We start from the raw sequence: 21,111 nt of genomic DNA on the forward strand, positions 1-21,111 counted from the left end.
ACGGCCGTCGTCCGTGATCCGGCGCACGGGATGACAGGGCCGCCGCGGCCGGGCGCACGGCGGGTGCACGTTATCGCGGGACGGCCGGACGCTGCCGGGAGAGCGGCGATCTGCTTGAATAGAACCTGTTCTATTTTCGGGCTGGGAGGCGTGCGGATGAGGCTCGGCATCAACGTCGGCTACTGGCAACGGAATCCAGAGGACGCGACCGAGACGGTGCTCGCCGCCGAGCGGCTCGGCTACGAGTACGTCTACACCGCCGAGGCGTACGGCTCGGACGCCTTCACCACGCTCACCTGGTACGCCGCGCGGACCTCGCGCATCAAGCTGGGCACCGCGGTGGCCCAGATGTCCGCCCGCACGCCCGCCGCCACCGCCATGCACGCCCTGACCCTCGACGCGCTGTCCGGCGGCCGGCTCACCCTCGGCATCGGCGCGTCGGGCCCGCAGGTGGTGGAGGGCTGGTACGGCGTGCCGTTCGCCCGCCCGCTGGAGCGCACCCGCGAGTACGTCCGGATCCTGCGGGAGGTGTGGCGGCGCGCGGAGCCGGTCACCTCCGCCGGCCCGCACTACCCGCTGCCGCTGCCGGCCTCCGCGTACGCGCCGGGCCGGGTGACCGGCCTCGGCAAGCCGCTCAAGTCGATCGTCCACCCGGTGCGCCCGGACATCCCGGTCTACCTCGGCGCGGAAGGCCCGAAGAACATCGCCCTCGCCGCCGAGATCGCCGACGGCTGGCTGCCCCTCTTCGTCGACCCCACGCAGATCGAGACGGTCTTCGGCGCCTCACTGGCCGGCCGCCGCGAAGGCTTCGACATCGCCGCCACCGTGACGACGATCGTCACCGACGACCTGGCGGCCGCGCTGGAGTTCGCCAAGATCCCGCTGGCCTTCTACATCGGCGGCATGGGGGCCAGGGACCGCAACTTCCACCTGGACCTGATCGGACGCCTCGGGTACGCCGAGGAGGCCGCGCGGGTGCAGGAGCTGTTCCTGGCGGGCCGGCGCGACGAGGCGGTCACGGCGGTGCCGGACGAGCTGGCCGACTCGATCTCCCTCCTCGGCCCGATCGGGCGCATCAGGGAGCGGCTCCGGCTCTGGCAGGAGTCCCCCGTGACCACGCTCCTCATCGCCGGCGTCAAGGACGAGCCGACCCTCAAGGCGATCCGCGACCTCGTACAGCCCTGACCGACCGCCCACCCGCCCGGCGACCCGCCGGGTCGAGCCGGGCGCGCGGGTCCGTCAGCTCCAGGCGCGGGACAGCATCCACGTGCCGGTCGCCTGGTCGTGGCGCAGTTCGTACACCCCGACCGTCCGGTCCGGGGTCGCCTCGACGCGCCAGAACTCGCGCTCGCCGCCTTCCGGGGCCTCGGGATGGCGTTCGTGCCACCAGTCGCGGGTGGTGACCCAGCGGTCCAGCACCCGCAGGACCGTGTAGAGCCGACCGCGCCAGACGAAGCGGGAGGGCCTGCCGTCGGTGAGCCAGACCTCGACGGGGTCGCCGTACACCCGGCTCATCGCCCGCGACCCGGCGCGTCCGTACACCTCTCGGGTCCATCGCTCGCTCCGCCCACGCGGGCCGCCCACCTCTCGGATCGGTGACAAGGAGTGAACCTGGGGGAAGGCAGGCGATAGATTCGAACATATGTTCGACATGATAGTCAAGGCCTCGGTGCCGCGTCGCAGCAGGTGGGTGGCGTCGCGGCAGGCGGCGTCCCGGCCGCGAGCCCGGCCGGGAAGCGCTGAGCCTCCTCGACGACACGCCAACCCGGGAAACGGCGCCCCCTTCGACCGCGAAGCCAGGGCGGCGTCAGCGCCTGGCATCAGCGCCCGGCGTCAGCGCGGCGGCGTCAGCGGCCGAGGGTCCGTGCGATCAGCTCGGCGGCGCGGGCGGGGTCGTCGGCGTCGGCCTGGCCGCCGCCGGCCCACAGGAAGGACCATCGGATCCGGGACATCGGCATGGCGACCACCAGCAGTCCGCGCCCGCTGGCCGGGTCCACGACGCGCAGCATCAGATCCTCGGTCAGGAGCCCTTGCAGGCCGCGCGCCTCGACTTCACGGGCGAGCGCCTCCAGGTGGCGGCGCCGCGGCCCGGTCCCGGGTCCGGAAGTGGCGGCCATGGGATGCCACCCCTCTCGCGCTTTGGACGATACGACAGGAAGGGGTACGCCCTAGGACGTTAACCAGGTAAGGTGCCTATCCGGTGGCAAAAGGTGCCCAGATGGCAACGGTGAGTGACTTTCCCTGTCAGGATGTCCTGCCCCCGTTTTACGTGCAAGTATTTTCGGACCAATAGATCAGACGGATTCGGCATCACCCGTGCACAGTTCAACGGCCCTGGCGCGGCCCAGGCGAGGGTTTCGGCCCCAGCCACCGCCGCCCACCACCGGTCCCCATTCTCCTCGCAATACGCGCAGGACGCTCGCCATGGAGGTGCCCCATGACCGATGGCCGTAGCCCCACCGTCCGCCGCCGCCGGCTGGGCATGGAACTGCGCAGACTCCGGGAGGCCGCCGGCCTCATGATCGAAGACGTCGCGAAGCACCTGGAGTGCTCCATGTCGCGCGTCAGCCGCATCGAGACCGGCAAGTCCGTGGCCCGCATCCGCGACGTACGCGACATGCTGGACCTGTACGGCCTGCCCGAGGGCTCGCAGCGCGACCAGCTCCTCGGCCTGGCCAAGGACGCCCAGCAGCGCGGCTGGTGGACCGAGTACGAGGCGGTCCTGTCCGCGTCGGCGGGCCTGGACACCTACATCGGACTGGAGGCCTCGGCCGCGTCGATTCGAACGTTCCAGACCCATCTGGTGCCCGGTCTGCTGCAGACCGAGGAGTACGCCCGCGCGTTGATCAAGGCGGGCCGGCCCGGGGAGACGCCGGAGAACGTCGACCGGCGCATCGCCCTGCGCACCCGCCGCCAGGCCATGCTGCGCGATTCCGGCTCGCTGGAGCTGTGGGCCGTGCTCGACGAGGCGGTGCTGCGCCGGCCGATCGGCGGGGTGCCCGTGATGCGGTCCCAGCTGATGCGGCTGCTCGAGGCCGGCGAACTGCCGGGCGTCACCATCCAGGTGCTGCCCTTCGCCCGTGGCGCCCACCCCGGCGTCGACGGCGCCTTCACGATCATCGGCTTCCCGGACCCCACCGACCTGGACGTCGTCTACATCGACTGCCCCGCCGGGAACATCTTCCTCGAAAAGGAGAAAGACGTCCGCCGTCACACGACCTGGTTCGACCATCTGCGGGCCGCCGCGTTGCCACCCGACGAGTCAGCCGAGTTCATCACGGCAACGGCGGACGAGTTCAAGAATGCGTCCCCGTACCCACGGGGGTGATTCACGCACCAGGAAGGAGACCAGGGGATGAGTGGCCACCCCGATCTCATAGACGTCGGCTGGCGGAAGAGCAGCCGTAGTTCCAACAACGCCGACTGCGTCGAGGTCGCCGTGCTCGGCGACGCCTCCGACGACTGAGCCGGCACGACCCGAAGACGGCCGCGGGAGTCCCGCTCCCGCGGCCCACGGCCCGCCGAGGGCCGACGGCGGTCGGCGGACGTCGGGGAGACGGGGTTAGGGTCGCACCATCCGTGTCGCGCAAAGGAGACCGCATGCTGCCCTGGTCGGCCGACCTCGCCGGACGCATCGACGAACACGAGTTCACCAGCGAACTGCTGAGCGGCAACCCCCTCGGCGACCCGCATCGGCGGCCGCTGTGGGTGTACGTCCCGCCGGGGTACGACGACGAGCCCGACCGCCGCTACCCCGCCGTCTACGTGATCCAGGGCTACACCGGGTACCTGCCGATGTGGCGCAACCACACGCCCTGGCGGCAGCCCTTCCCCGAGCTGGCCGACCAGATCTTCGCCCGCGGCGAGGCCCCGCCCGTCATCGTCGTGTACGTCGACGCCTGGACGGCGCTGGGCGGCAGCCAGTACCTCGACTCCCCCGCCACCGGGCGATACCACTCCTACCTGTGCGACGAGATCGTGCCGTGGGTGGACGCGCACTACCGGACGCTGCCCGACCGCGACCACCGCGGGATCAGCGGCAAGTCCAGCGGCGGCTACGGCGCGATGATCACACCGATGCTGCGGCCCGACCTGTTCGGCGCGCTCGCCACCCACGCCGGCGACGCGCTCTTCGAGGTCTGCTACCGCCCGGGCTTCCCCACGCTCGCCCGCCTGCTGCGCGACTCCTTCGACGGCTCGATCGAGAAGTTCCTCGCCGACTTCCGCGGCCACCTCGCGGGCACCAAGGAGACCGACTTCCCGCTCATCGAGATCTACGGCTACTCGTCGGCGTACTCCGCCGACGAGGACGGCACCGTCCACCTGCCCTTCGACGACACCGGCGCCGTCATCCCCGAGGTCTGGGAGCGGTGGCTGGAGCGCGACCCGGTGCTGATGCCGCGGCGTCCGGAGTACGCCGAGGCGCTGCGCTCGATGCGGGCCGTCTGGATCGACGCGGGCACCAAGGACGAGTACCACCTCGACCTGGGCGCCCAGGCCTTCCGCCGCGCGGTCGAGGCCGCCGGCGTGAAGGACGACGCCGTGCACTTCGAGCTGTTCGAGGCGGGCCACGGCGCGATCGAGTACCGCTACCCCCTGTCCCTGGCCTGGCTCGCCGAGCGCCTCAGCCCCTGAATCCGCTCCCGCAGGGTCGATTCTCAGATCCCTGGCGACTGCTGCGAATAGGACGCAACGATCGCCAGGGATCAGGAGAGCCGGCGGCCCTCCGGGCCTGCGGCGGGGCGGCACCCCCGTCCGGATGGCCGGCGGGCGCCCCGTCAGGTCTCGGGGAGGCTTGCGCGGAACAGGGTGCCGGATCCGGTGACCTCGATCGGGCCGCCGCGGTGTTCGGCGAAGGCGGCCCGTCCCCGGGTCAGCTCCGTCGCGTCGCCGTCGCGGCGCAGTTCGACGCGGCCCTCGGTGCACAGCAGGAGCTGCGGGCCACCCGCGGGCAGCACGGCGCCGGCCGCGGCGTCGACGCGGGACAGCCGGAACTCCGGCGCGGGCGTCGGGTAGACCTCCTCGCCCGCCGTGCGGACGGGGTCCAGAACGTCCGGCCGTCCGGGGTCGAACGAGGCGACGTTCAGCAGCTCCGGCACGTCGACGTGCTTGGGCGTCAGACCCGCCCGCAGCACGTTGTCCGAGCCGGCCATGAGCTCCACGGCCGTCCCGGACAGGTAGGCGTGCGGCACGCGCGGCGGGACGTACATCGCCTGCCCCGGCGCGAGCCGCACCTCGTTCAGCAGCATCGCGAGGACGACGCCCGTGTCCCCGGGGTAGCGCTCGGCGAGCGAGGCGTACGGCTCTCCCGCGACGGCGACGGCCTCGGGCACGACCCGGTCCGCGTCCGGCCAGGTGAGCACCGTGCGCACGGCCGCGCGCACGTCCCCGGCCGCGAGCAGGTCGGCGACGGGGCGGAGCGCCGGGACCTTGCCGAGCAGTTCGGCGCTCTCGCCCGGGTCGCGCAGCCCGCACAGGGCGTGCACGTCGGTCAGCGCGCACAGCAGCTCCGGCTTGGGCCAGTCGTCCTTGTAGTTGCGCGCCGGGTCGCCGGGCGGGGTCCGCTCGGCGGCGTACCCGCGCTCGGCCTGCTCCCGGTCCGGGTGAACCTGCAGGGACAGCGGCGCGGCGATCGCCAGGACCTTCAGCAGGAACGGCAGCCGCGGCCCGAACCGGGCGAGCGCGGCGGGCCCGAGCGCGCCCTCCGGGTCGGCGGCGATGTGCTCGTCCAGGGACGCGCCGGCCGGCAGGCGTGACGGCGCGGCGGGATGCGCGCCGATCCACAGCTCGGCCTGCGGCCGCTCGGTGGGCGACGGCCGGCCGAGGAGGTCGGCGAGGACGGTGTGCGATCCCCAGGCGTACTCCTGGACGGGGTTCTCCAGCACGTGCATCGTCAGACCAGCTCCGGGTCGTGGGCGAGGGCGGCGGCGCCGAGCAGTCCGGCCTCCCCGCCGAGCTCGGAGGGGACGACGGTGACACGGCGGACGAAGGCGAGACCGGCGTAGTCGCGCAGCGCGCGGACGAGCGGTGGCTCCAGGACGTCCCAGGAGCGGGACACGCCGCCGCCGATGACGACGCGGTCGAGGTCGCACAGCGCGGCGGCGGACGCGATCCCGGCGCCCAGCCCCCGGCACGCGCGCTCGAACGCCGCCAGCGCGACCGGGTCACCGGCGCGGGCGTCGGCCGCGAGGGCGGCGCCGTCGGGGGCCGGATGGGTCCAGCCGTTGCCGAGCGCCCAGCGCACCATCGCGGGACCGGAGGTCAGCGTCTCGACGCAGCCCCGGGACCCGCACGGGCACGGCTCACCGCCGAGGTCGACCACGGTGTGCCCGATGTGCCCCGCGTTGCCGGTCGGCCCGGCGTACACCCGCCCGTCGAGGACCAGCCCGCCGCCGACGCCGGTCGAGACGACCATTCCCAGCATGGCCCGGCTGCCGCGGCCCGCGCCGTGCCGGTACTCCGCGACCGCACCGGCCACCGCGTCGTTCGCCAGCGTCACGGGCGGCCCGCCGAGCAGGGCGGCGAGCCGGTCGCGCACGGGGAAGCCCCGCCACGACGGGATGTTCACCGGGCTGACCGTGCCCGCGACGGCGTCCAGCGGCCCGGCGCAGCCGATCCCCGCCGCGGTGACGGTCTCGCCGCCCATGGCCTCGCCGACGACGGCGGCCAGGGCGGCGAAGATCGTCTCGGTGTCCCCGGCCGGGGTCGGGCGGATGGCGTGCCCGCGCAGCCGGCCGTCCGGCTCGACGAGCGCGGCGGCGAGCTTGGTGCCGCCGATGTCGACGGCGAGGACGGCGGGCACGGGCGGTCCGCCCGGGACCGCCCCTGTCGTGTCCGCGGCGGTCGCGGGAACGACGCCGGTCAATTTCGCAGCTCCAGCACGCGCACACCATACGGCCCCAGCGTGATCTCTTCATCCCCGGCACCGCCGTTGTCGGCCGTGAGCGGACGCACCGCGAGTTCGGTGTCCGCCTGGCCGACCAGCACGGCGAACCGCGTCCCGTCGGCGCGGACCAGGACGTCGGCCGACACGCGCGGGTCCTCGACCCGTACGGGCCGGCGCACGTCGGCCAGCTCCGCCAGCGCGTCGTAGATCCGGTACGTCGGCTCGGGGTTCACCCGGGGCGTGACGGCCGCCATGTGCTCCAGCGGGTAGACGCACAGCACGATCCACCCGTCGCCGCAGCGCCGGCGCAGCAGCGCGGGCCGGCCGTGGCCGTCGACCGCGACGACCTCCGCCGTCGTCGGCCGGACCGGCAGGTAGGCGCGGCTGTGCTCGGTCCCCCCGGCGCGGAACGCCAGAGTGGCGCCCTCCTTGAGCGGGCCCAGGCCGGCGGTGAGGGTGAACTCGACGACGTCGTCCTCGATCGGGTCGGTCAGCCCGTACGTCAGCCGGTGCTCGACGCCGAACATGGCGTTCAGGTCGGAGTACCACGGCCCACGCTGCCGGCCGTGCGGTCCCGCCGAGTAGGAGACGTACACGACCGCGCCGCCGCGCGCCAGCTCCTCGAGGCGGCGCCAGCCGGGCGCGGTGAGCTGCTTGGCCGACGGCACGAGGTAGAGCCGGGCGTCGCCGGCGATGCCGTCGGACTCCCGGGTGAGGCCGGGCGCCAGGTCGGCCGCGCGGGCCGCGACGTACGCCTGCCGGAGGGTGTCGAAGACGTACGTCCGGTCGTCGGGCTCGGTGAACGGGAAGGCGCCCTCCAGCACCTCCGGCACCACCAGGGCGGTGTCGGTGTCCGCCCGCGCGCAGGACGCCAGGTCGAGCCCGGCGAGCGTGGCGGCGAAGTCCCGCATCTCCCGCAGGACCGGCTTCGGCGTGCCGTCGGCGGTCGTCAGCCCGAAGTGCAGCTCGAACGGGTGGTGCCGGTACGGCGGCTGGTCGGGCAGGTCGAAGTCGGTGTTGTTCCAGGCGATCCAGCCGGTCGCCCCGGCCAGCAGGCTGTTGTAGAGCAGTTGCCGGTAGTAGTGCGCGGCGTTGTCATCGGCGACGAAGTCGGACGAGCAGCCGAACTCCTCCAGCACGACCGGCCGCCCGAACGACCCGGCCAGCTCGCAGACGAACGCCGCGCCGTAGTGCTGCCGGACCAGGTCGTCCTCCATCCGGTAGACGTGCGGGCCCACGAAGTCGGTGAGCCCGGCGAGCGCGCGGACGGAGAACCCGTTGTCGACGCCGGTGACCTCGACGCCCCAGGCGCCGTCGCCGATGGAGACCGGTTCCCGCGCCCCGGCGGCGCGGACGGCCTGCACCATGAGCTGTGCCCAGCTCGTCACCCGGTCGGCCGGGGCGGTCCCGCCGTAGATGGGCATCTCGTTGGTGATCAGCCAGCCGGCGATCGCGGGATGGCCGGTGAACCGCCGGGCCATCTGCTCGGCGAACCAGGCCTGCCGGGCCACCATCCACACGTCCGCGTACAGGTCCCGGCCCTGCCGCCAGGCGGGGTCCCAGTTCTCCCCCGACATGTGGCCGACAATGAAGGTCGGGATCGTCCGCATCCCTCGTTCGGCGTGCGCCTCGAGGAAGTCGGTGTACCGCTCGACGAGCGTCGCGTCGACGCGGTCGGGCTCGGGCATGAAGTCGGGCCAGTAGAAGAACGACCGGGTGACGTTCAGGCCGTGTTCGGACAGGACGCGCAGCTCGTCGCGGACGATCCCGGGATCGTACGACCGCCACATCAGCGGGCCGCCGGTCCGGGACCAGTAGTTCGCGCCGAGCCACGCCGGGCCGGGCAGCTTGCGGAAGTCGCGTCGCATTGAGGACCTTTCCGGCTCGAGGCCTTTCGGTGGTCAGGACTTGACGGCGCCCGCGGTGAGCCCGTGGACGAGGAAGCGCTGCAGGGCGAGGAACCCGACCACCACGGGCAGGCTGATGACCAGCGAGGCGGCCATCACCTGGTTCCAGTAGACGTTCGCCTGGGTGGCGTAGCCGCGCAGGCCGACGGCGAGCGTCCGGGTGGAGTCGTCGGTCAGCACCGAGGCGAACAGCACCTCCCCCCAGGCCGTCATGAACGCGTAGATCGCCACCGCGACCACGCCGGGCGCGGCCACGGGCAGCACCACCCGCAGCAGCGTCCGCAGCGGGCCGGCGCCGTCGACGCGCGCCGCCTCGTCGAGCTCGCGGGGGATGGTGTCGAAGTACCCCGCGATCAGCCAGATGGAGAACGGCAGCGCGAACGTCAGATAGGTGACGGTCAGGCCGGTCCGGCTGCCGTACAGCCGGACGCCGGTGTACTTCTCGACGTTGACGAAGATCAGGAAGAGTGGCAGCAGGAACAGGATGCCGGGGAACATCTGGGTCGACAGCACGGCGGTCAGGAAGGTGCCGCGCCCGGCGAAGCGGTACCGGCTGACGGCGTACCCGGCGAGGATCGCGATCGCCACCGAGAGCACGGTCGCCGAGACCGAGACGACCAGGCTGTTCACGAAGTAGCGGCCGAGCGGCACCGTGCGCCACATGTCGACGAACGGCCGGACCGTCACGTGCGACGGCAGCCAGGTGAACCGGCCCTGCACGTCCTTCAGCGGCTTGATCGACGAGACCGCCATGACGTACAGCGGCAGCACGGTGAACAGCGCCAGCAGGCCGAGGACGACCGGCCGCGCCCAGCGCAGCGTACGGGACTCACGCATGGCGGCTCCTCAGCCGTCCGACTCCGAGGTATCCGAGCGTGACCACCATCAGGAACACCAGGAGCAGCACGGACATCGCCGAGCCGAGCCCGAAGTTCCAGGTGATGAAGGACGCGTTGTAGATGTGGATCGAGATCATGTCGGCCGCCGCCGGCGGCTGGTCGAACAGGATGTAGGCGACGTTGAAGTCGTTGAACGTCCACAGGAACAGCACGAGCAGCAGGACGCGGTTGACCGGCCGCAGCAGCGGCAGCGTCACCCGCCGGAAGACGCGCAGCGAGCCGGCGCCGTCGATGGCCGCCGCCTCGTACAGCTCGCCGGGGATGCCCTGCAGCCCCGCCGTGACGGTGAGGAACGCGAACGGCCACATCCGCCAGACCGCGATGATCACCACGGCCGCGAAGCTGCGGTCGCCGAGCAGCCAGAACGGGTGGCCGTGCGCGAGCTTCAGCTCGTCGGACAGCAGGGCGTTCACCATGCCGGTGTCTCGCTGGAACATGAACCGCCAGGTGATGACCGCCGTGAACACCGGCAGCGCGTACGGGACGAGGAACAGCGTCCGCAGCGCCGCCCGGCCCCGGAAGGGGCGCTGGAGCAGCACGGCGGCGACGATCCCGAACAGCCACGAGCAGCCGACGACCACGGCCGTGATCGCCAACGTGACGAGGAACGACTGCAGCAGGTCCTTGCCGACGGGCCCGTGCGCGTTCACCGCGATCCGGTAGTTGGCCAGCCCGCCGTACGGCGCCTGCGTCCAGTTACGGATGAAGAACTGGGTGAGGTGCAGCAGGCTCATCCACGCCCCGACCAGCATCGGGACGATGTGGATGACCAGTTCGGCGACGAGGGCGGGCAGCAGCAGGAGGTACGGCAGCGCCTTGACGCGACGCCGGCGCCTGGGTGCGGGCCGCCCGGAAGCGCGCGCGGGCGCGCTCCCGGGGGCCGAAACCGTCCGAGTCACCCGTCAGCCGCCCGCCTGCATCTTCTTGTCGGCGTCGGCGAGCTTCGCGTGGATCGTCGCGTCGTCCACGGGGCGGCCCGCGGCGGCGTCGGCGATCAGGCCCTTGACGGCGTTGCCGACGAGGGTCTCGAACTCGGCCTCCTGCGGGATCATCGGCAGGGTCTCGGCGGAGTTCGCCAGCACGGCGCGGAACGTGCGGGTCGCGGGCGTCTGGAATCTCGGATCGTCGTACGCCTGCGGGACCACCGGCAGGCTCCCCCACGCCGCGTTGAGGATCTTCTGCTCCTCCGGGCTGGTCAGGAACTCGACGAGCTTCAGCGCGCCGTCCTTGTTCCCGGAGTTCTTGAACACGCCGACGTTGATGCCCGCGACGTGGCTGGTGACCCGGCGGCCGCCCTGCGGCAGCGGATCGGGCAGCGGGATCGGCGTGACGCCGTAGTCGGACTGCTTCATGCCGTTCTCGGCGACCCCGGCGGTGGCGAAGCTCTGGATCATCATCATGCCGAACCGGCCGTTCACGAAGTCCTTGAGGACCTGGTCGTCGTTGAGGTACTCCGCGTCGGCCGGGTCGACCACCTTGTCGGTACCCAGCAGGTCCAGGTACTGCCGGACGCCGGCCACCATCCCCGGGGACGCGAATCCCGGCTGCCCGCCCTGGAAGAGCCGGGCGCCGTACTGCGCGCCGAACATGAAGGCGAAGTGCGCGGCCTCGGTGTAGCTCGCGCCCTCGATGCCGACGCCGTACCGCTTCTTCGCCGGGTCGGTGAGCTTCTTCGCGTCGGTGACGAGCTCCTGCCAGGTCCGCGGCGGCTGCTTGAGTCCCGCGTCCGCGAAGAGCTTCTTGTTGTAGAACAGGCCGTACGCCAGGCCGTACAGCGGGACGAACGCCGGCGGCTTCCCTGCGGCCCCCGTCGACGTGAGCGTGGAGGGGATGAAGCGGCCCCGGCCGCCGACCTTGGCGATGGTCGCGTCGTCGAACGCCTGGAACGCCCCGGTGGCCTGCAGCGAGGCGGACCAGGTGTTGCCGACGTTGAGGACGTCGGGGCCCTTGCCGCTGGAGGTCGCGGCGAGGATGCGGTTGAGCAGATCGGGCCAGCCGATCACCTCCAGCTTGACCTTGATCCCGGTCCGCTGCTCGAACTTCTTCAGCTCGGGGCCGAGCACCCGCTGGTCCTGCTGGATGGAGCGGCCCTGGTTGCTGGCCCAGTAGGTCAGCGTCTTCGGGGAGGACTTGTCACCGCCGCCGCCTCCGCAACCGGCGGCGGCCATGACCATGAGGGCGCCCGTGACGAGCGCCGTGATTCGGCGTGCCTTCACTTGTGAACTCCCATCGGCCGTCAGGAGTGGCATCCGGTCGAGCGCAGACCGGCCGAGGACCGGGTACGGCCCGGCCCCCGGTGTTTCTCCGGCGACTTTGGAAATCCGTTCTACCGATAGGAACACTAAACCGGTTTTGCGTCAACCGTCCCTGAGGGGACGGACCCGGTGCTGCCCCGGGGGGTCAGGACCGGCATGGCGTGGCAGCCGCTCTCGACCGGCCGCCCGGCGACCAGGTCGAGCAGGCGGCGCGCCACCTCCGCGCCGTAGGAGGAGATGTCGAGCCCGACCGCGGTCAGCGGCGGGTGGACCAGCCGGCAGAGCACCGAGTCGTCCCAAGCGACGACGGACAGCCGGCCGGGCACCGGCACCCCCATCTCGGCGGCGACGGCCAGTCCGGCCAGGGCCATCACGTCGTTGTCGTACACGATGGCGGTCGGCGGGGCGGACGCGGCGAGCAGCCGGCGCGTGGCGCGCGCCCCCTCCTCGCCGGTGTAGTCGGTGGCCGCCTCGATCGTCGTCACGCCCAGCGCGCCGGCCGCGGCCGCGAACGCGGTGCCGCGCGCGGCCGTGTGCCGCAGCTCCGGCGGCCCGGTGACCCGGGCGATCCGCCGGTGGCCGAGCGCCGCGAGGTACTCCACCACGGACCGTACGGCCTCGGCCTCGTCGTTCCAGACGGCGGGCAGCCCGCCGCACCCCTCCGGGCCCCCGACGACGACCGCGGGCAGCCCCAGCTCGGCCAGCAGCCCGACCCGCTCGTCCTCCAGCCGCAGGTCGACGAGGAACACCCCGTCCACGCGGCGCTCAGCCCACCACCGGCGGTAGGTCGCCGGCTGCGCCCCGCGGTCCTCGACCATCTGCAGCAGGAGCGCGACGTCACGCGCGGCCAGCTCGCTCTCGATGCCGGCGATGAGCTGCACGAAGAACGGCTCGATCCCCAGCGTCCGCGCCGGCCGGTCCACCACCAGGCCGAGCACACCCGCCCGGCCGCCGGACAGGGCGCGGGCCGCGCGGCTCGGCTGCCACCCCATCTCCCGGGCGATGGCCAGGATGCGGTCGCGCGTCGCCGCGGACACACCGGGCCGGTCGTTCAGCGCGAACGAGACGGTGCTCTTGGTGACGCCCGCCCGGCGTGCGATGTCGGCGATCGTCGGACGCTTCATCCCCACCTCTTGCCAAACCGGTTTTGTTCCTCCACTCGAGATTATCCGAAAGGCCGTTGACACGACTTTGACCGTCGACTTAACGTGCTGTCGCCGATGGCATCCGGTCGAGCGCAGACCGTCCTCCTCCGCCACCGTCCCGCATCGGGCCGCGACCGACGCGGTCGTTCGTCCGGCACGGGCGCCGGCGTCGGATGACGCCCCGGACCCGGCCCACCCCTCCGAGCAGACACCCCCCGTGATCACGTTTTACCAGGTCAGAGGGCATTTTCATCTTCCATGGCCGCAATCTGGAGGTGTAGTATCCAGGTCATGCGGATGAGCGAAGGTGTCGAGTGGGCGCTCCACTGCTGCCTGACACTGGGGTGGCTCGGAAGCGACCGGACGGTGCCGACGGCGAAGCTCGCCGCGACCTTCGAACTGCCGCCGGCCTACCTGAACAAGCATCTGCAGGCGCTGACCCGCGCGGGCGTCCTGGCCTCGAGCCCGGGGGCCCGCGGCGGGTTCCGGCTGGCCCGGCCCGCCGAGAAGATCACTCTCCTCGACGTCGTCACGGCGATCGAAGGGCGGGACGGCGCGTTCCGCTGCACCGAGATCCGACGGCGAGGAGCCGGAGCCGGCAGAGATCCGCAGGAGTTCGCGCGGCAGTGTGTGATCACCACCGGGATACGCAGGGCGGAGATGGCCTGGCGGCGAGAGCTGGCCGCTCAGACGCTCGCCGACATGATGGCCAGAGCACCCGCCGCGGCGGTCGAGAGAACCCGGCACTGGTACGCGAAGGGCTGAGACCGCCGAGATGCCGCGCCGCCGGCGGACACCCACCGAAACAACCCGAATGTCACCTTCGTCCCGCCCCCTATGACCCGACAGCTCCGGCCGTCCCCCCGCGAAGTCGAGCAGGTGCAGCAGTGCTGAATCTCAACGCCCCTCAATCGAGCCGCCGAGACAGGGTGGTCCTGGCACTCGCGGCCGCGTTCGTCGTGACACTCCTCGGGGTGGACCTCGCCTCGCCGAGCCATATCCGGCTGAGCGACATGCTCTTCGTGGAGCCCATCGTCGTGGCCTGGTTCTTCGGGCCGCTGACCACCGGGCTCAACTGGATCCTGGCCACTGGGGCCTTCTCGGTGATCATGTCGGCCAAGGGCGTGCTGACTCATCTGACCGAGCTGGCCGCGCTGCTGATGGTGGCCGCCTTCACCACGGCCATGTGCTACGTGCGGGACCGCCGTCTCCAGGAGCTGCGGCAGGTCAGGACGGTCGCCGAGGTCGCGCAGCACGCCGTGCTCCGCCCTCTGCCGCAGCAGGCGGGCCCGTTGCGGCTGTCCGCGCTCTATCTCGCCGCGGAGGACGAGGCACAGATCGGCGGTGACCTGTACGCGGTCACGCGAGCGCAGGACAGGACGCGCCTCATCATCGGGGACGTCCGGGGGAAGGGGCTGGCCGCCGTCAACGACGCCGCGGCGCTCATCGGCGCCTTCCGCGGGGCCGCCGCACAGCGGGGGGACCTCTCCGAACTCGCGGACTTCCTGGAGGGCAGCGTTCGCTCGCAGATCGCCGACCCGGCGCAACCGAAGATGTCCGCGGAGTCCTTCATCACCGCGATGCTCATCGAGATTCCCGACGACGAGCCCGTTCTCCGGTTGGTCGACTTCGGGCATCCCCCGCCCCTGCGACTGCACGAGAAGGCGTTCTCGGTGCTCGAGGTCGATGAGCCCGCGCCTCCGCTGGGCCTGGGCGGACTGGCGGGGACCGCGCCTCGGATCGAGACGTTCGCCTTCGAGGCGGGCGACGTCCTCCTGCTCCACACCGACGGCGTCATCGAGGCCCGCGATCCCGCGGGGGGCTTCTTCCCTCTTGTCGAACGGCTCGGCGGCTGGACCGAGGATCGTGCCGGCGCGCTCGTCGACCACATCCACGCGGATCTTCTCGCCTACGTCGGCGGGCGCCTCCGCGACGACGCGGCCATCCTCGCCGTCGAACGCGCCGGTCGTTGACCCACCCGGCGGCGTGAGCGGCCCCGGCCCGGGGACACCGGATCAAGCGCCGCCTCGTCGGCCACATCGGTCCCCGCTCGACGATGGCCGGACGGCCGCCTCCGGGGATCCGGTTCGTGGCACCCTGGGGGCATGCGTGTGCGGTGCGTCGGAGCGATCGTCCATGACGCCGATGGACGGCTCCTCCTCATCCGCCGTGGGCACCCGCCCGGCGAGGGCATGTGGTCGCTCCCGGGCGGCCGGGCCGAGGCGGGCGAGACCGACGCCGACGCCGTCGTCCGCGAGGTCGCCGAGGAGACCGGGCTGCGGGTCGTCCCGGGACCGCTGGTCGGCTCCGTCGACCGCGCCGGCCCCGGCGGCGTCACCTACGACATCCGCGACTACCGGGCCACCGTCGACGGCGGCGTCCTGCGCGCCGGTGACGACGCCCGCGACGCCCGCTGGGTGGACGCCGAGCAGCTGGCCGCCCTGCCGACCACCGCCGGCCTGATCGAGACCCTCGCCGCCTGGGACGTCCTCCCCCGCCCCTCCCGAGCCTGACCGCTGCCGGGGCCTGTCTCGAAGCCCCGCTGTCCTACTGCGCGGCGCCTGTCGGCCGCAGCGGGTGCGGAGTGGTCGGCGCCCGGCCGGGCGGGCCGGAGACCCGGCTCCCGGCCGGAACGCGGACGATCCGGTCAGGCGGGCGAGCGTTCGGGGTGCAGCAGGACCGGGAGCGTGCGATGGCCGTTGGAGATGAACGACGGCAGGTGTTGCAACTCGCTCGGGTCGACCGCCAGGGCGAGGTCGGGGAAGCGGTCGAAGAGGGCCGGGATGGCGATCTCGGCCTCCATCCGGGCGAGCGGGGCGCCGAGGCAGTAGTGCGCGCCGTGGCCGAAGGAGAGGTGCTCCTTGTCGGGACGGGTCACGTCGAACCGTTCGGGGTCCGCGGGGTGCGTACCGGGGTCGCGGCCGGCGGCGGCGTACGAGGCGAGGATCGCGTCGCCACGGGCGATCGTGACGTCGCCGACCTGGATGTCCTCCACGGCGTAGCGCAGCGGCAGGTTCGCGACCGGGGCCTGCCAGCGCAGCGCCTCATCGATGACGTCCGCCCAGGCGACGTCTCCCTTGCGGGCGAGGGCGAGCTGGTCGGGGTGGGTCAGCAGCGCGGTGACGGCGTGGTCGAGGAGGTTGACGGTGGTCTCGTGGCCGGCGGAGATCATCAACATGAGCGTGCCGACGAGCTCGTCCTCGGTCAGCCGCGAGCCGTCCTCGTCCCGGGTGGTGATGAGGGCGCTGGTGAGGTCGTCGCCGGGGGCCCGCCGCTTGTCGGCGACGAGCTCGGCGAGCACGGCCCACATGTCCTGGTGGGCGGCCTGGGCCTGTTCCGCGGTCGCGGACGTGGTGAAGATGACGTCGACGTCGCCCCGGATGCGCGCCCGTGGTCCGTCGGGGACGCCCATGAGCCGGCAGATCACCTCGATGGGCAGCGGGTAGGCGAACGCCTCGCGCAGGTCGGCCCGGCCGTCGGGAAGGGCGGCGAGCCGGTCGAGGATGTCCTCGGTGATCTCCTCGACGCGCGGCCTGAGCGCGGCGGTACGGCGCGGGGTGAACGCGTGGGAGATGATGCCGCGCAGCCTCCGGTGGTCGGCGCCGTAGGCGGTGAACATGTTCTCCACCGCGACCCAGATGTAGAGCGGCCAGTCAGGCGTGATCTCGCCGTTCTTCCAGCGTGTCCAGTGCCGGCGCGGGTCCTTGGAGACGCGCGGGTCGGCCAGCAGTCGCTTGAGGGCGTCGTGGCCGGTCACCGCCCACGCCACCACCCCGCCGGGCAGCTCGACGGGCGTCACCGCGCCGCGTTGCCGCAGCCGCGCCGCCTCGGTGTGGATGTCCGTGCCGGCGGGATCGAGGACGTACGGGCACGAGCGGTCTTCCATTGGTGGCTCCTGACGGTGCGGTCGGATCGGCGCCGGCCACGACTATAAGTCAGGAACGCCGTAAATGGGCGTCGTCCAGCGGGCTACAGGGGAGAGTCACCACGTGGCTGGCGGGCACAGGGCTCGGCGAACGCATCGGGTCGCGGCCGTTTCGGGATGTTCGGTCCGCTGCCGGCGTGCGCTTCGCCGAGCTTTTCGCACGCCGCAGCGCGAGCGGCGGCTGGGGACGAGCGGTGGTCAGGCGTAGGCGGCGTCCTCGGCGACGTCGATCCGGCTGCGGTCCGGAAGGAGGGCGGTCGCGGTCAGGGTCAGGACGGCCGCCACGACCATGACCAGGGAGATCGCCCACCAGCCGTGGTCGTGCAGGAGCCAGGTCGCCAGCAGGGGCGCCGGGCCGCCCGCGATGACCGAGGCGAGCTGGTAGCCGATGCCCGCGCCGCCGTACCGGAGCTTCGTCGGGAAGACCTCGGCGATCAGCGACGCCTGCGGCCCGTACTGCAGGGCGTGCGGCACCTGGGCCAGGACGACGGTGAGGAAGACGACGACGGGGACGGCGGTGTTGAGCAGCGCGAAGTACGGGAAGGCGATGACGCCGATCAGCAGGGCGCCCGCCGCGTACACGCGCTTGCGGGACACGGTGTCGCTGAGGTGGCCGAAGGCCGGGATGAGGACGAGTTCGATGGCGGCGGCCACGGCGACGGCGTTCAGCGCGAAGGTCTTCGACAGCCCGGTGTGATCGACGATGTAGGTCAGCGCGAACGAGGTGAAGATGTAGAACGGCATCTGCTCCGAGCAGCGCAGCAGGGCGCTGAGGACGATCTCCTTCGGGTGCCGGCGGATCACTTCGAGGACCGGGACCTTCGCCACCTCCTGGCGCTCGACCACCTTCGCGAACATCGGCGTCTCCATGACGCGCAGCCGGACCCAGAGGCCGATTCCCACCAGTACGAGGCTGAACAGGAACGGGATGCGCCAGCCCCAGTCCTTGAACGCGTCTCCGCTCGCGGTGGCCAGCGAGGACATCGCGACCGTGCCGAGGATGAGCCCGATCGGCACGCCGATCTGCGGCCAGCTCGCCATCAGGCCGCGTCGGCGCTGGTCGCCCCATTCCATCGAGAGCAGCACCGAGCCGCTCCACTCGCCGCCGACCGCGATCCCCTGCAGCACGCGCAGGGCGACGAGGAGGATCGGCGCGGCGACGCCGATCGTGCCGGTACCCGGCAGGACGCCGATCAGGGCGCTGGAGACGCCCATGAGGAGGAGCGTGACGATCAGGGTGGCCTTTCGGCCGAGCCGGTCGCCCCAGTGGCCGAAGATCGCGGCGCCGATCGGCCGGGCGGCGAAGCCGACGGCGTAGGTCGCGAAGGACGACAGCGTGCCGACGTAGTCGGTGGACTTGGGGAAGAAGACGTCCTTGAAGACGACGGCCGCGGCCGTGTTGTAGAGGAAGAAGTCGTACCACTCGATCGAGGTGCCGACGATGGCGGCGGCGGCCGCCCTGCGCACCTGCGATCGGTGCTCCGTCCCGGCGACGACCATCGGATCCTCCTGTCGCCCCCGAGCCGTTTTCAGTTACGCAGGACGACTACCCGGCCCCCGGACGGCCGGAAACCGGCGACATGTGACGAAAAGCGCTGAGCGCCGCGAGAGCCCCGGAGGGCTCCTCGCGGCGCTCGGCGAGGACGCGTGAACGGCCGGTTCAGATGTGCATCGCGGCGCCCTCGACCTTGCGTCCCGCCCGGACGAGGAGGCTCAGCAGGGCGGCGACGAACGCCATCACCGCGCTGACGATGAAGGCCAGGTGCATGCCGTCGATGAACGACAGGTGGCTGGCCTTGACGATCAGCTCGGCGACCTGCGGCGGCGTGTTCTTCGGGACCGGCGCGACGCCCTGGGAGATGGCGCCCTTCATCAGGTCGACCTGGGCCGGGGTCGGCGCCGGCAGCCCCGCCTCCTTCATGTGGCCGGGCAGGACCCCGGCCACCTTGGCGGTCAGAACGGCGCCCAGCACCGAGGTGCCGAGCGCGCCGCCGACCTGCATGGCGACCTGCTGCAGGCCGCCCGCCACACCCGACAGGGCGACGGGGGCGTTGCCGACGATGATGTCGGTGGCCGCGACCATCACCGGGCTCAGGCCGACGCCGATCAGCGCGAACCAGGGCGCCATGGCCATGAAGCTCGCGTCCACTCCGAGGCGCGACATGCCGATGAACGCCACAGCGGTGAACACCATGCCGGCGACCAGGGGCGCGCGCGGCCCGACCTTGGAGATCACCCCGCCGGCGACCGGGGAGGCCAGCATCATGGCGAGCATCATGGGCAGCAGCCGTACGCCGGTGGACACCGGCGTCAGCCCGTGCACGCTCTGCAGGTAGAAGGTCAGGAAGAACATCGCACCGAACATGGCGAACGCCATGAGCGTCATCAGCACGACGCCCACCGACAGCGACACCGAGCGGAACAGCGTGAGCGGGAGCAGCGCATCCCGGGCCAGCTGCTCGCGCACCACGAACAGGACCAGCAGGACCACCGCGGCGCCGAAGAACGCCAGCGTCTTCAGGTCGGTCCAGCCGTAGGTCGGCGCCTTGATGACGGCCCAGATCAGGGCGAACAGCATCCCGGACAGCAGGAGGATGCCGGTGAGGTCGAAGCCGCCGGACTTGGCCTCGCCGCGGGCGTTCAGCAGGAACAGGCCGCCGGTGATCAGGGCCACGACGCCGACCGGGACGTTGATGAAGAAGACCGACTCCCAGTTGACGTGCTGGACCAGCAGGCCGCCCACGATCGGGCCGGACGCCGTGGACGCCGCGATGCAGGCGCCCCACAGGCCGATCGCCATGTTGAGGCGCTCGGCCGGGAACGCCGCGCGCAGCAGGCCGAGCGCGGTCGGCTGGAGCATCGCGCCGAACAGACCCTGCAGGACCCGCAGGGCGATCACCATCCCGATCGTCTTGGAGAAGCCGATCCCCGCGGAGGACAGCGCGAAGCCGGCGACGCCGATCAGGAAGACCGGCTTGTGGCCGAACCGGTCACCGAGCTTGCCGGCGGTGATCAGCGAGACGGCGAGGGCGAGGAGGTAACCGTTGGTGACCCACTGCAGGTCCGCCAGCGACGCCCCGAGGTCCTTGGAGATCGCCGGGTTGGCGATCGCGACCACCGTGCCGTCGAGGGTCACCATGATGACGCCGAGCGCCACCGCGACGAGCGTCAGCCAGGGATTTCCCATCCCCCGCCGCTTAGGCCCCGCTCCCGCGGGCAGACGTTCTTGTACCGCCGGCTGCGACATCTCACTCCCCCTTGTACAAGTGGCCGAAGGCACCTCAAAGTTATGGCAGCTACTGACAGATGACAAATCGTTTTAAGAGTCACACGCTGTCTTATGGCACACTCTGAAACAAGACGTGAGCTGGAGGTGACATGGTGGAAACTTCGGGTGTGGACACCACCGGCTTGCGGGAGCGCAAGAAACAGCGGACACGCTGGGCGTTGACCGACGCGGCGCTCGACCTGTTCCTCGCCAAGGGATACGAGGCGACGACGATCGACGAGATCGTCGCGGCGGTCGATGTGTCGCAACGCACATTTTTCAGGTACTTCGCCGGCAAGGAGGACGTCGCTCTCTCGATCCTGCGGGAGTACGACCAGGTCTTCCTCGCGACCCTGGACGACCGGCCCGGCGACGAGCCGCCGATCACGGCCCTGGCGGCCGCGATCCACCACGTCCTCGACTCCGTGCGGTCCGCCGACGAGGAGCACACGGACCGGTTCGCCAAGATCCGCGACCTGGTCGAGCGCAGTCCCGCGCTCGCGGTGGCGCAGTTGCGCTACTTCAGCGAGATGGAGCAGCAGCTCGCCGCGATCCTCGCCCGGCGGATGGACGTGGACGTCGCGACCGACCTGCGCCCGACGCTGATCGCCGCGACCTTCCTCACCGTCATACGGATCGGGTTCGACGGGTGCGCGCGCGACGGGCTGTTCCAGCCGGACGAGGTCGCCTCGCGCATCGAGGAGGTCTTCGCCGTCGCCGCCGAGACGCTCCCCCACGCCTGGTCCGCCCGCTGAGCGCGCCTACGAGCAGCGGCCGGCCGTAGCCGGGGAGCCCGCCCCGACCGCCGACCGCGTCTACGACCGGC

20 protein-coding genes are annotated in these 21,111 nt (G+C 71.9%); 8 read left to right on the plus strand and 12 right to left on the minus strand.

The genetic code is table 11. The features are described 5' to 3' along the window. Positions 1 to 156: 156 nt before the first annotated feature. Entirely contained in the window at positions 157 to 1,185 is a 1,029-nt protein-coding gene (locus AB0L00_RS37160) for an LLM class F420-dependent oxidoreductase (protein WP_364442101.1), read from the plus strand. Between the two features lie 54 nt (positions 1,186 to 1,239). Here the strand turns inward: AB0L00_RS37160 and AB0L00_RS37165 are convergent, their stop codons facing one another. Beyond that, the gene (locus AB0L00_RS37165; RefSeq protein WP_364442142.1) at positions 1,240 to 1,515 is read right to left on the minus strand and encodes a DUF6504 family protein; all 276 of its coding nucleotides are present in this window, start codon (positions 1,513 to 1,515) and stop codon (positions 1,240 to 1,242) included. 332 nt (positions 1,516 to 1,847) lie between these two features. Next, positions 1,848 to 2,117, minus strand: coding sequence for a hypothetical protein (locus AB0L00_RS37170; RefSeq protein ID WP_345362815.1), 270 nt, complete (start codon positions 2,115 to 2,117; stop codon positions 1,848 to 1,850). 320 nt (positions 2,118 to 2,437) lie between these two features. Between AB0L00_RS37170 and AB0L00_RS37175 the strand changes: the two genes are divergently transcribed. The 3 genes from AB0L00_RS37175 to AB0L00_RS37185 all read left to right on the plus strand — a co-directional run bounded on the left by AB0L00_RS37175 (position 2,438) and on the right by AB0L00_RS37185 (position 4,635). After that, positions 2,438 to 3,328 carry a helix-turn-helix transcriptional regulator gene (locus tag AB0L00_RS37175; RefSeq protein WP_345362812.1) on the plus strand — a complete coding sequence of 297 codons (891 nt, stop codon included), beginning with the start codon at positions 2,438 to 2,440 and terminating at the stop codon, positions 3,326 to 3,328. Positions 3,329 to 3,355: 27 nt separating this feature from the next. After that, positions 3,356 to 3,466 (plus strand): DUF397 domain-containing protein, encoded by a 111-nt coding sequence (locus AB0L00_RS37180; RefSeq protein WP_345362809.1) that lies wholly within the window; start codon positions 3,356 to 3,358, stop codon positions 3,464 to 3,466. A gap of 134 nt (positions 3,467 to 3,600) precedes the next feature. Further along, positions 3,601 to 4,635 carry an alpha/beta hydrolase-fold protein gene (locus AB0L00_RS37185; RefSeq protein WP_364442103.1) on the plus strand — a complete coding sequence of 345 codons (1,035 nt, stop codon included), beginning with the start codon at positions 3,601 to 3,603 and terminating at the stop codon, positions 4,633 to 4,635. 143 nt (positions 4,636 to 4,778) lie between these two features. On the opposite strand, the gene manA is transcribed toward AB0L00_RS37185, so the two are convergent. From manA to AB0L00_RS37220, 7 genes are all read right to left on the minus strand, one after another. After that, positions 4,779 to 5,891 carry a mannose-6-phosphate isomerase, class I gene (gene manA / locus AB0L00_RS37190; protein WP_364442105.1) on the minus strand — a complete coding sequence of 371 codons (1,113 nt, stop codon included), beginning with the start codon at positions 5,889 to 5,891 and terminating at the stop codon, positions 4,779 to 4,781. A gap of 2 nt (positions 5,892 to 5,893) precedes the next feature. Further along, positions 5,894 to 6,865, minus strand: a complete 972-nt coding sequence (locus AB0L00_RS37195) for an ROK family protein (RefSeq protein ID WP_364442106.1) — start codon at positions 6,863 to 6,865, stop codon at positions 5,894 to 5,896. Further along, on the minus strand, positions 6,862 to 8,754 hold the full coding sequence (locus tag AB0L00_RS37200) for a cellulase family glycosylhydrolase (RefSeq protein ID WP_364442107.1): 1,893 nt from the start codon (positions 8,752 to 8,754) through the stop codon (positions 6,862 to 6,864). Before AB0L00_RS37200 ends, AB0L00_RS37195 begins: the two co-directional genes overlap by 4 nt. 33 nt (positions 8,755 to 8,787) lie before the next feature. After that, positions 8,788 to 9,630, minus strand: coding sequence for a carbohydrate ABC transporter permease (locus AB0L00_RS37205; protein ID WP_364442109.1), 843 nt, complete (start codon positions 9,628 to 9,630; stop codon positions 8,788 to 8,790). After that, positions 9,623 to 10,591, minus strand: a complete 969-nt coding sequence (locus tag AB0L00_RS37210) for a sugar ABC transporter permease (RefSeq protein WP_364442110.1) — start codon at positions 10,589 to 10,591, stop codon at positions 9,623 to 9,625. Before AB0L00_RS37210 ends, AB0L00_RS37205 begins: the two co-directional genes overlap by 8 nt. Before the next feature lie 3 nt (positions 10,592 to 10,594). Continuing rightward, positions 10,595 to 11,908, minus strand: a complete 1,314-nt coding sequence (locus tag AB0L00_RS37215; RefSeq protein WP_364442112.1) for a sugar ABC transporter substrate-binding protein — start codon at positions 11,906 to 11,908, stop codon at positions 10,595 to 10,597. A gap of 125 nt (positions 11,909 to 12,033) precedes the next feature. Beyond that, positions 12,034 to 13,071 (minus strand): LacI family DNA-binding transcriptional regulator, encoded by a 1,038-nt coding sequence (locus AB0L00_RS37220; RefSeq protein WP_364442113.1) that lies wholly within the window; start codon positions 13,069 to 13,071, stop codon positions 12,034 to 12,036. Positions 13,072 to 13,383: 312 nt separating this feature from the next. Between AB0L00_RS37220 and AB0L00_RS37225 the strand changes: the two genes are divergently transcribed. From AB0L00_RS37225 to AB0L00_RS37235, 3 genes are all read left to right on the plus strand, one after another. Further along, positions 13,384 to 13,857, plus strand: a complete 474-nt coding sequence (locus tag AB0L00_RS37225; RefSeq protein WP_345362781.1) for an Rrf2 family transcriptional regulator — start codon at positions 13,384 to 13,386, stop codon at positions 13,855 to 13,857. 164 nt (positions 13,858 to 14,021) lie between these two features. Further along, positions 14,022 to 15,065 carry a PP2C family protein-serine/threonine phosphatase gene (locus AB0L00_RS37230; RefSeq protein ID WP_364442115.1) on the plus strand — a complete coding sequence of 348 codons (1,044 nt, stop codon included), beginning with the start codon at positions 14,022 to 14,024 and terminating at the stop codon, positions 15,063 to 15,065. A gap of 132 nt (positions 15,066 to 15,197) precedes the next feature. Beyond that, positions 15,198 to 15,605 (plus strand): NUDIX domain-containing protein, encoded by a 408-nt coding sequence (locus AB0L00_RS37235; protein ID WP_364442116.1) that lies wholly within the window; start codon positions 15,198 to 15,200, stop codon positions 15,603 to 15,605. Positions 15,606 to 15,739: 134 nt separating this feature from the next. On the opposite strand, the gene AB0L00_RS37240 is transcribed toward AB0L00_RS37235, so the two are convergent. The 3 genes from AB0L00_RS37240 to AB0L00_RS37250 form a co-directional block, all read right to left on the minus strand. Then, positions 15,740 to 16,978, minus strand: a complete 1,239-nt coding sequence (locus AB0L00_RS37240) for a cytochrome P450 (protein ID WP_364442118.1) — start codon at positions 16,976 to 16,978, stop codon at positions 15,740 to 15,742. 237 nt (positions 16,979 to 17,215) lie between these two features. Further along, positions 17,216 to 18,517, minus strand: coding sequence for an MFS transporter (locus AB0L00_RS37245; RefSeq protein ID WP_364442119.1), 1,302 nt, complete (start codon positions 18,515 to 18,517; stop codon positions 17,216 to 17,218). 160 nt (positions 18,518 to 18,677) lie between these two features. Further along, complete coding sequence (locus tag AB0L00_RS37250) at positions 18,678 to 20,204, minus strand: MFS transporter (protein ID WP_364442120.1); 1,527 nt, start codon at positions 20,202 to 20,204, stop codon at positions 18,678 to 18,680. A gap of 191 nt (positions 20,205 to 20,395) precedes the next feature. On the opposite strand from AB0L00_RS37250, the gene AB0L00_RS37255 reads away from it, so the two are divergent. Further along, positions 20,396 to 21,040, plus strand: coding sequence for a TetR family transcriptional regulator (locus AB0L00_RS37255; protein WP_364442121.1), 645 nt, complete (start codon positions 20,396 to 20,398; stop codon positions 21,038 to 21,040). Positions 21,041 to 21,111: the final 71 nt, after the last annotated feature.

The sequence above is a fragment of the Actinoallomurus sp. NPDC052308 genome (assembly GCF_040679195.1).
In the GTDB taxonomy this organism is placed as follows: Bacteria; Actinomycetota; Actinomycetes; order Streptosporangiales; family Streptosporangiaceae; genus Actinoallomurus; species Actinoallomurus liliacearum.

Excerpts from the sequence above, each read along its gene's own strand:
- AB0L00_RS37160 (WP_364442101.1), top strand. The coding sequence starts at position 157 with ATGAGGCTCGGCATCAACGTCGGCTACTGGCAACGGAATCCAGAGGAC.
- AB0L00_RS37165 (WP_364442142.1), bottom strand. The coding sequence starts at position 1,515 with ATGAGCCGGGTGTACGGCGACCCCGTCGAGGTCTGGCTCACCGACGGC.
- AB0L00_RS37170 (WP_345362815.1), bottom strand. The coding sequence starts at position 2,117 with ATGGCCGCCACTTCCGGACCCGGGACCGGGCCGCGGCGCCGCCACCTG.
- AB0L00_RS37175 (WP_345362812.1), top strand. The coding sequence starts at position 2,438 with ATGACCGATGGCCGTAGCCCCACCGTCCGCCGCCGCCGGCTGGGCATG.
- AB0L00_RS37180 (WP_345362809.1), top strand. The coding sequence starts at position 3,356 with ATGAGTGGCCACCCCGATCTCATAGACGTCGGCTGGCGGAAGAGCAGC.
- AB0L00_RS37185 (WP_364442103.1), top strand. The coding sequence starts at position 3,601 with ATGCTGCCCTGGTCGGCCGACCTCGCCGGACGCATCGACGAACACGAG.
- manA (WP_364442105.1), bottom strand. The coding sequence starts at position 5,891 with ATGCACGTGCTGGAGAACCCCGTCCAGGAGTACGCCTGGGGATCGCAC.
- AB0L00_RS37200 (WP_364442107.1), bottom strand. The coding sequence starts at position 8,754 with ATGCGACGCGACTTCCGCAAGCTGCCCGGCCCGGCGTGGCTCGGCGCG.
- AB0L00_RS37205 (WP_364442109.1), bottom strand. The coding sequence starts at position 9,630 with ATGCGTGAGTCCCGTACGCTGCGCTGGGCGCGGCCGGTCGTCCTCGGC.
- AB0L00_RS37220 (WP_364442113.1), bottom strand. The coding sequence starts at position 13,071 with ATGAAGCGTCCGACGATCGCCGACATCGCACGCCGGGCGGGCGTCACC.
- AB0L00_RS37225 (WP_345362781.1), top strand. The coding sequence starts at position 13,384 with ATGCGGATGAGCGAAGGTGTCGAGTGGGCGCTCCACTGCTGCCTGACA.
- AB0L00_RS37235 (WP_364442116.1), top strand. The coding sequence starts at position 15,198 with ATGCGTGTGCGGTGCGTCGGAGCGATCGTCCATGACGCCGATGGACGG.
- AB0L00_RS37240 (WP_364442118.1), bottom strand. The coding sequence starts at position 16,978 with ATGGAAGACCGCTCGTGCCCGTACGTCCTCGATCCCGCCGGCACGGAC.
- AB0L00_RS37245 (WP_364442119.1), bottom strand. The coding sequence starts at position 18,517 with ATGGTCGTCGCCGGGACGGAGCACCGATCGCAGGTGCGCAGGGCGGCC.
- AB0L00_RS37250 (WP_364442120.1), bottom strand. The coding sequence starts at position 20,204 with ATGGGAAATCCCTGGCTGACGCTCGTCGCGGTGGCGCTCGGCGTCATC.
- AB0L00_RS37255 (WP_364442121.1), top strand. The coding sequence starts at position 20,396 with ATGGTGGAAACTTCGGGTGTGGACACCACCGGCTTGCGGGAGCGCAAG.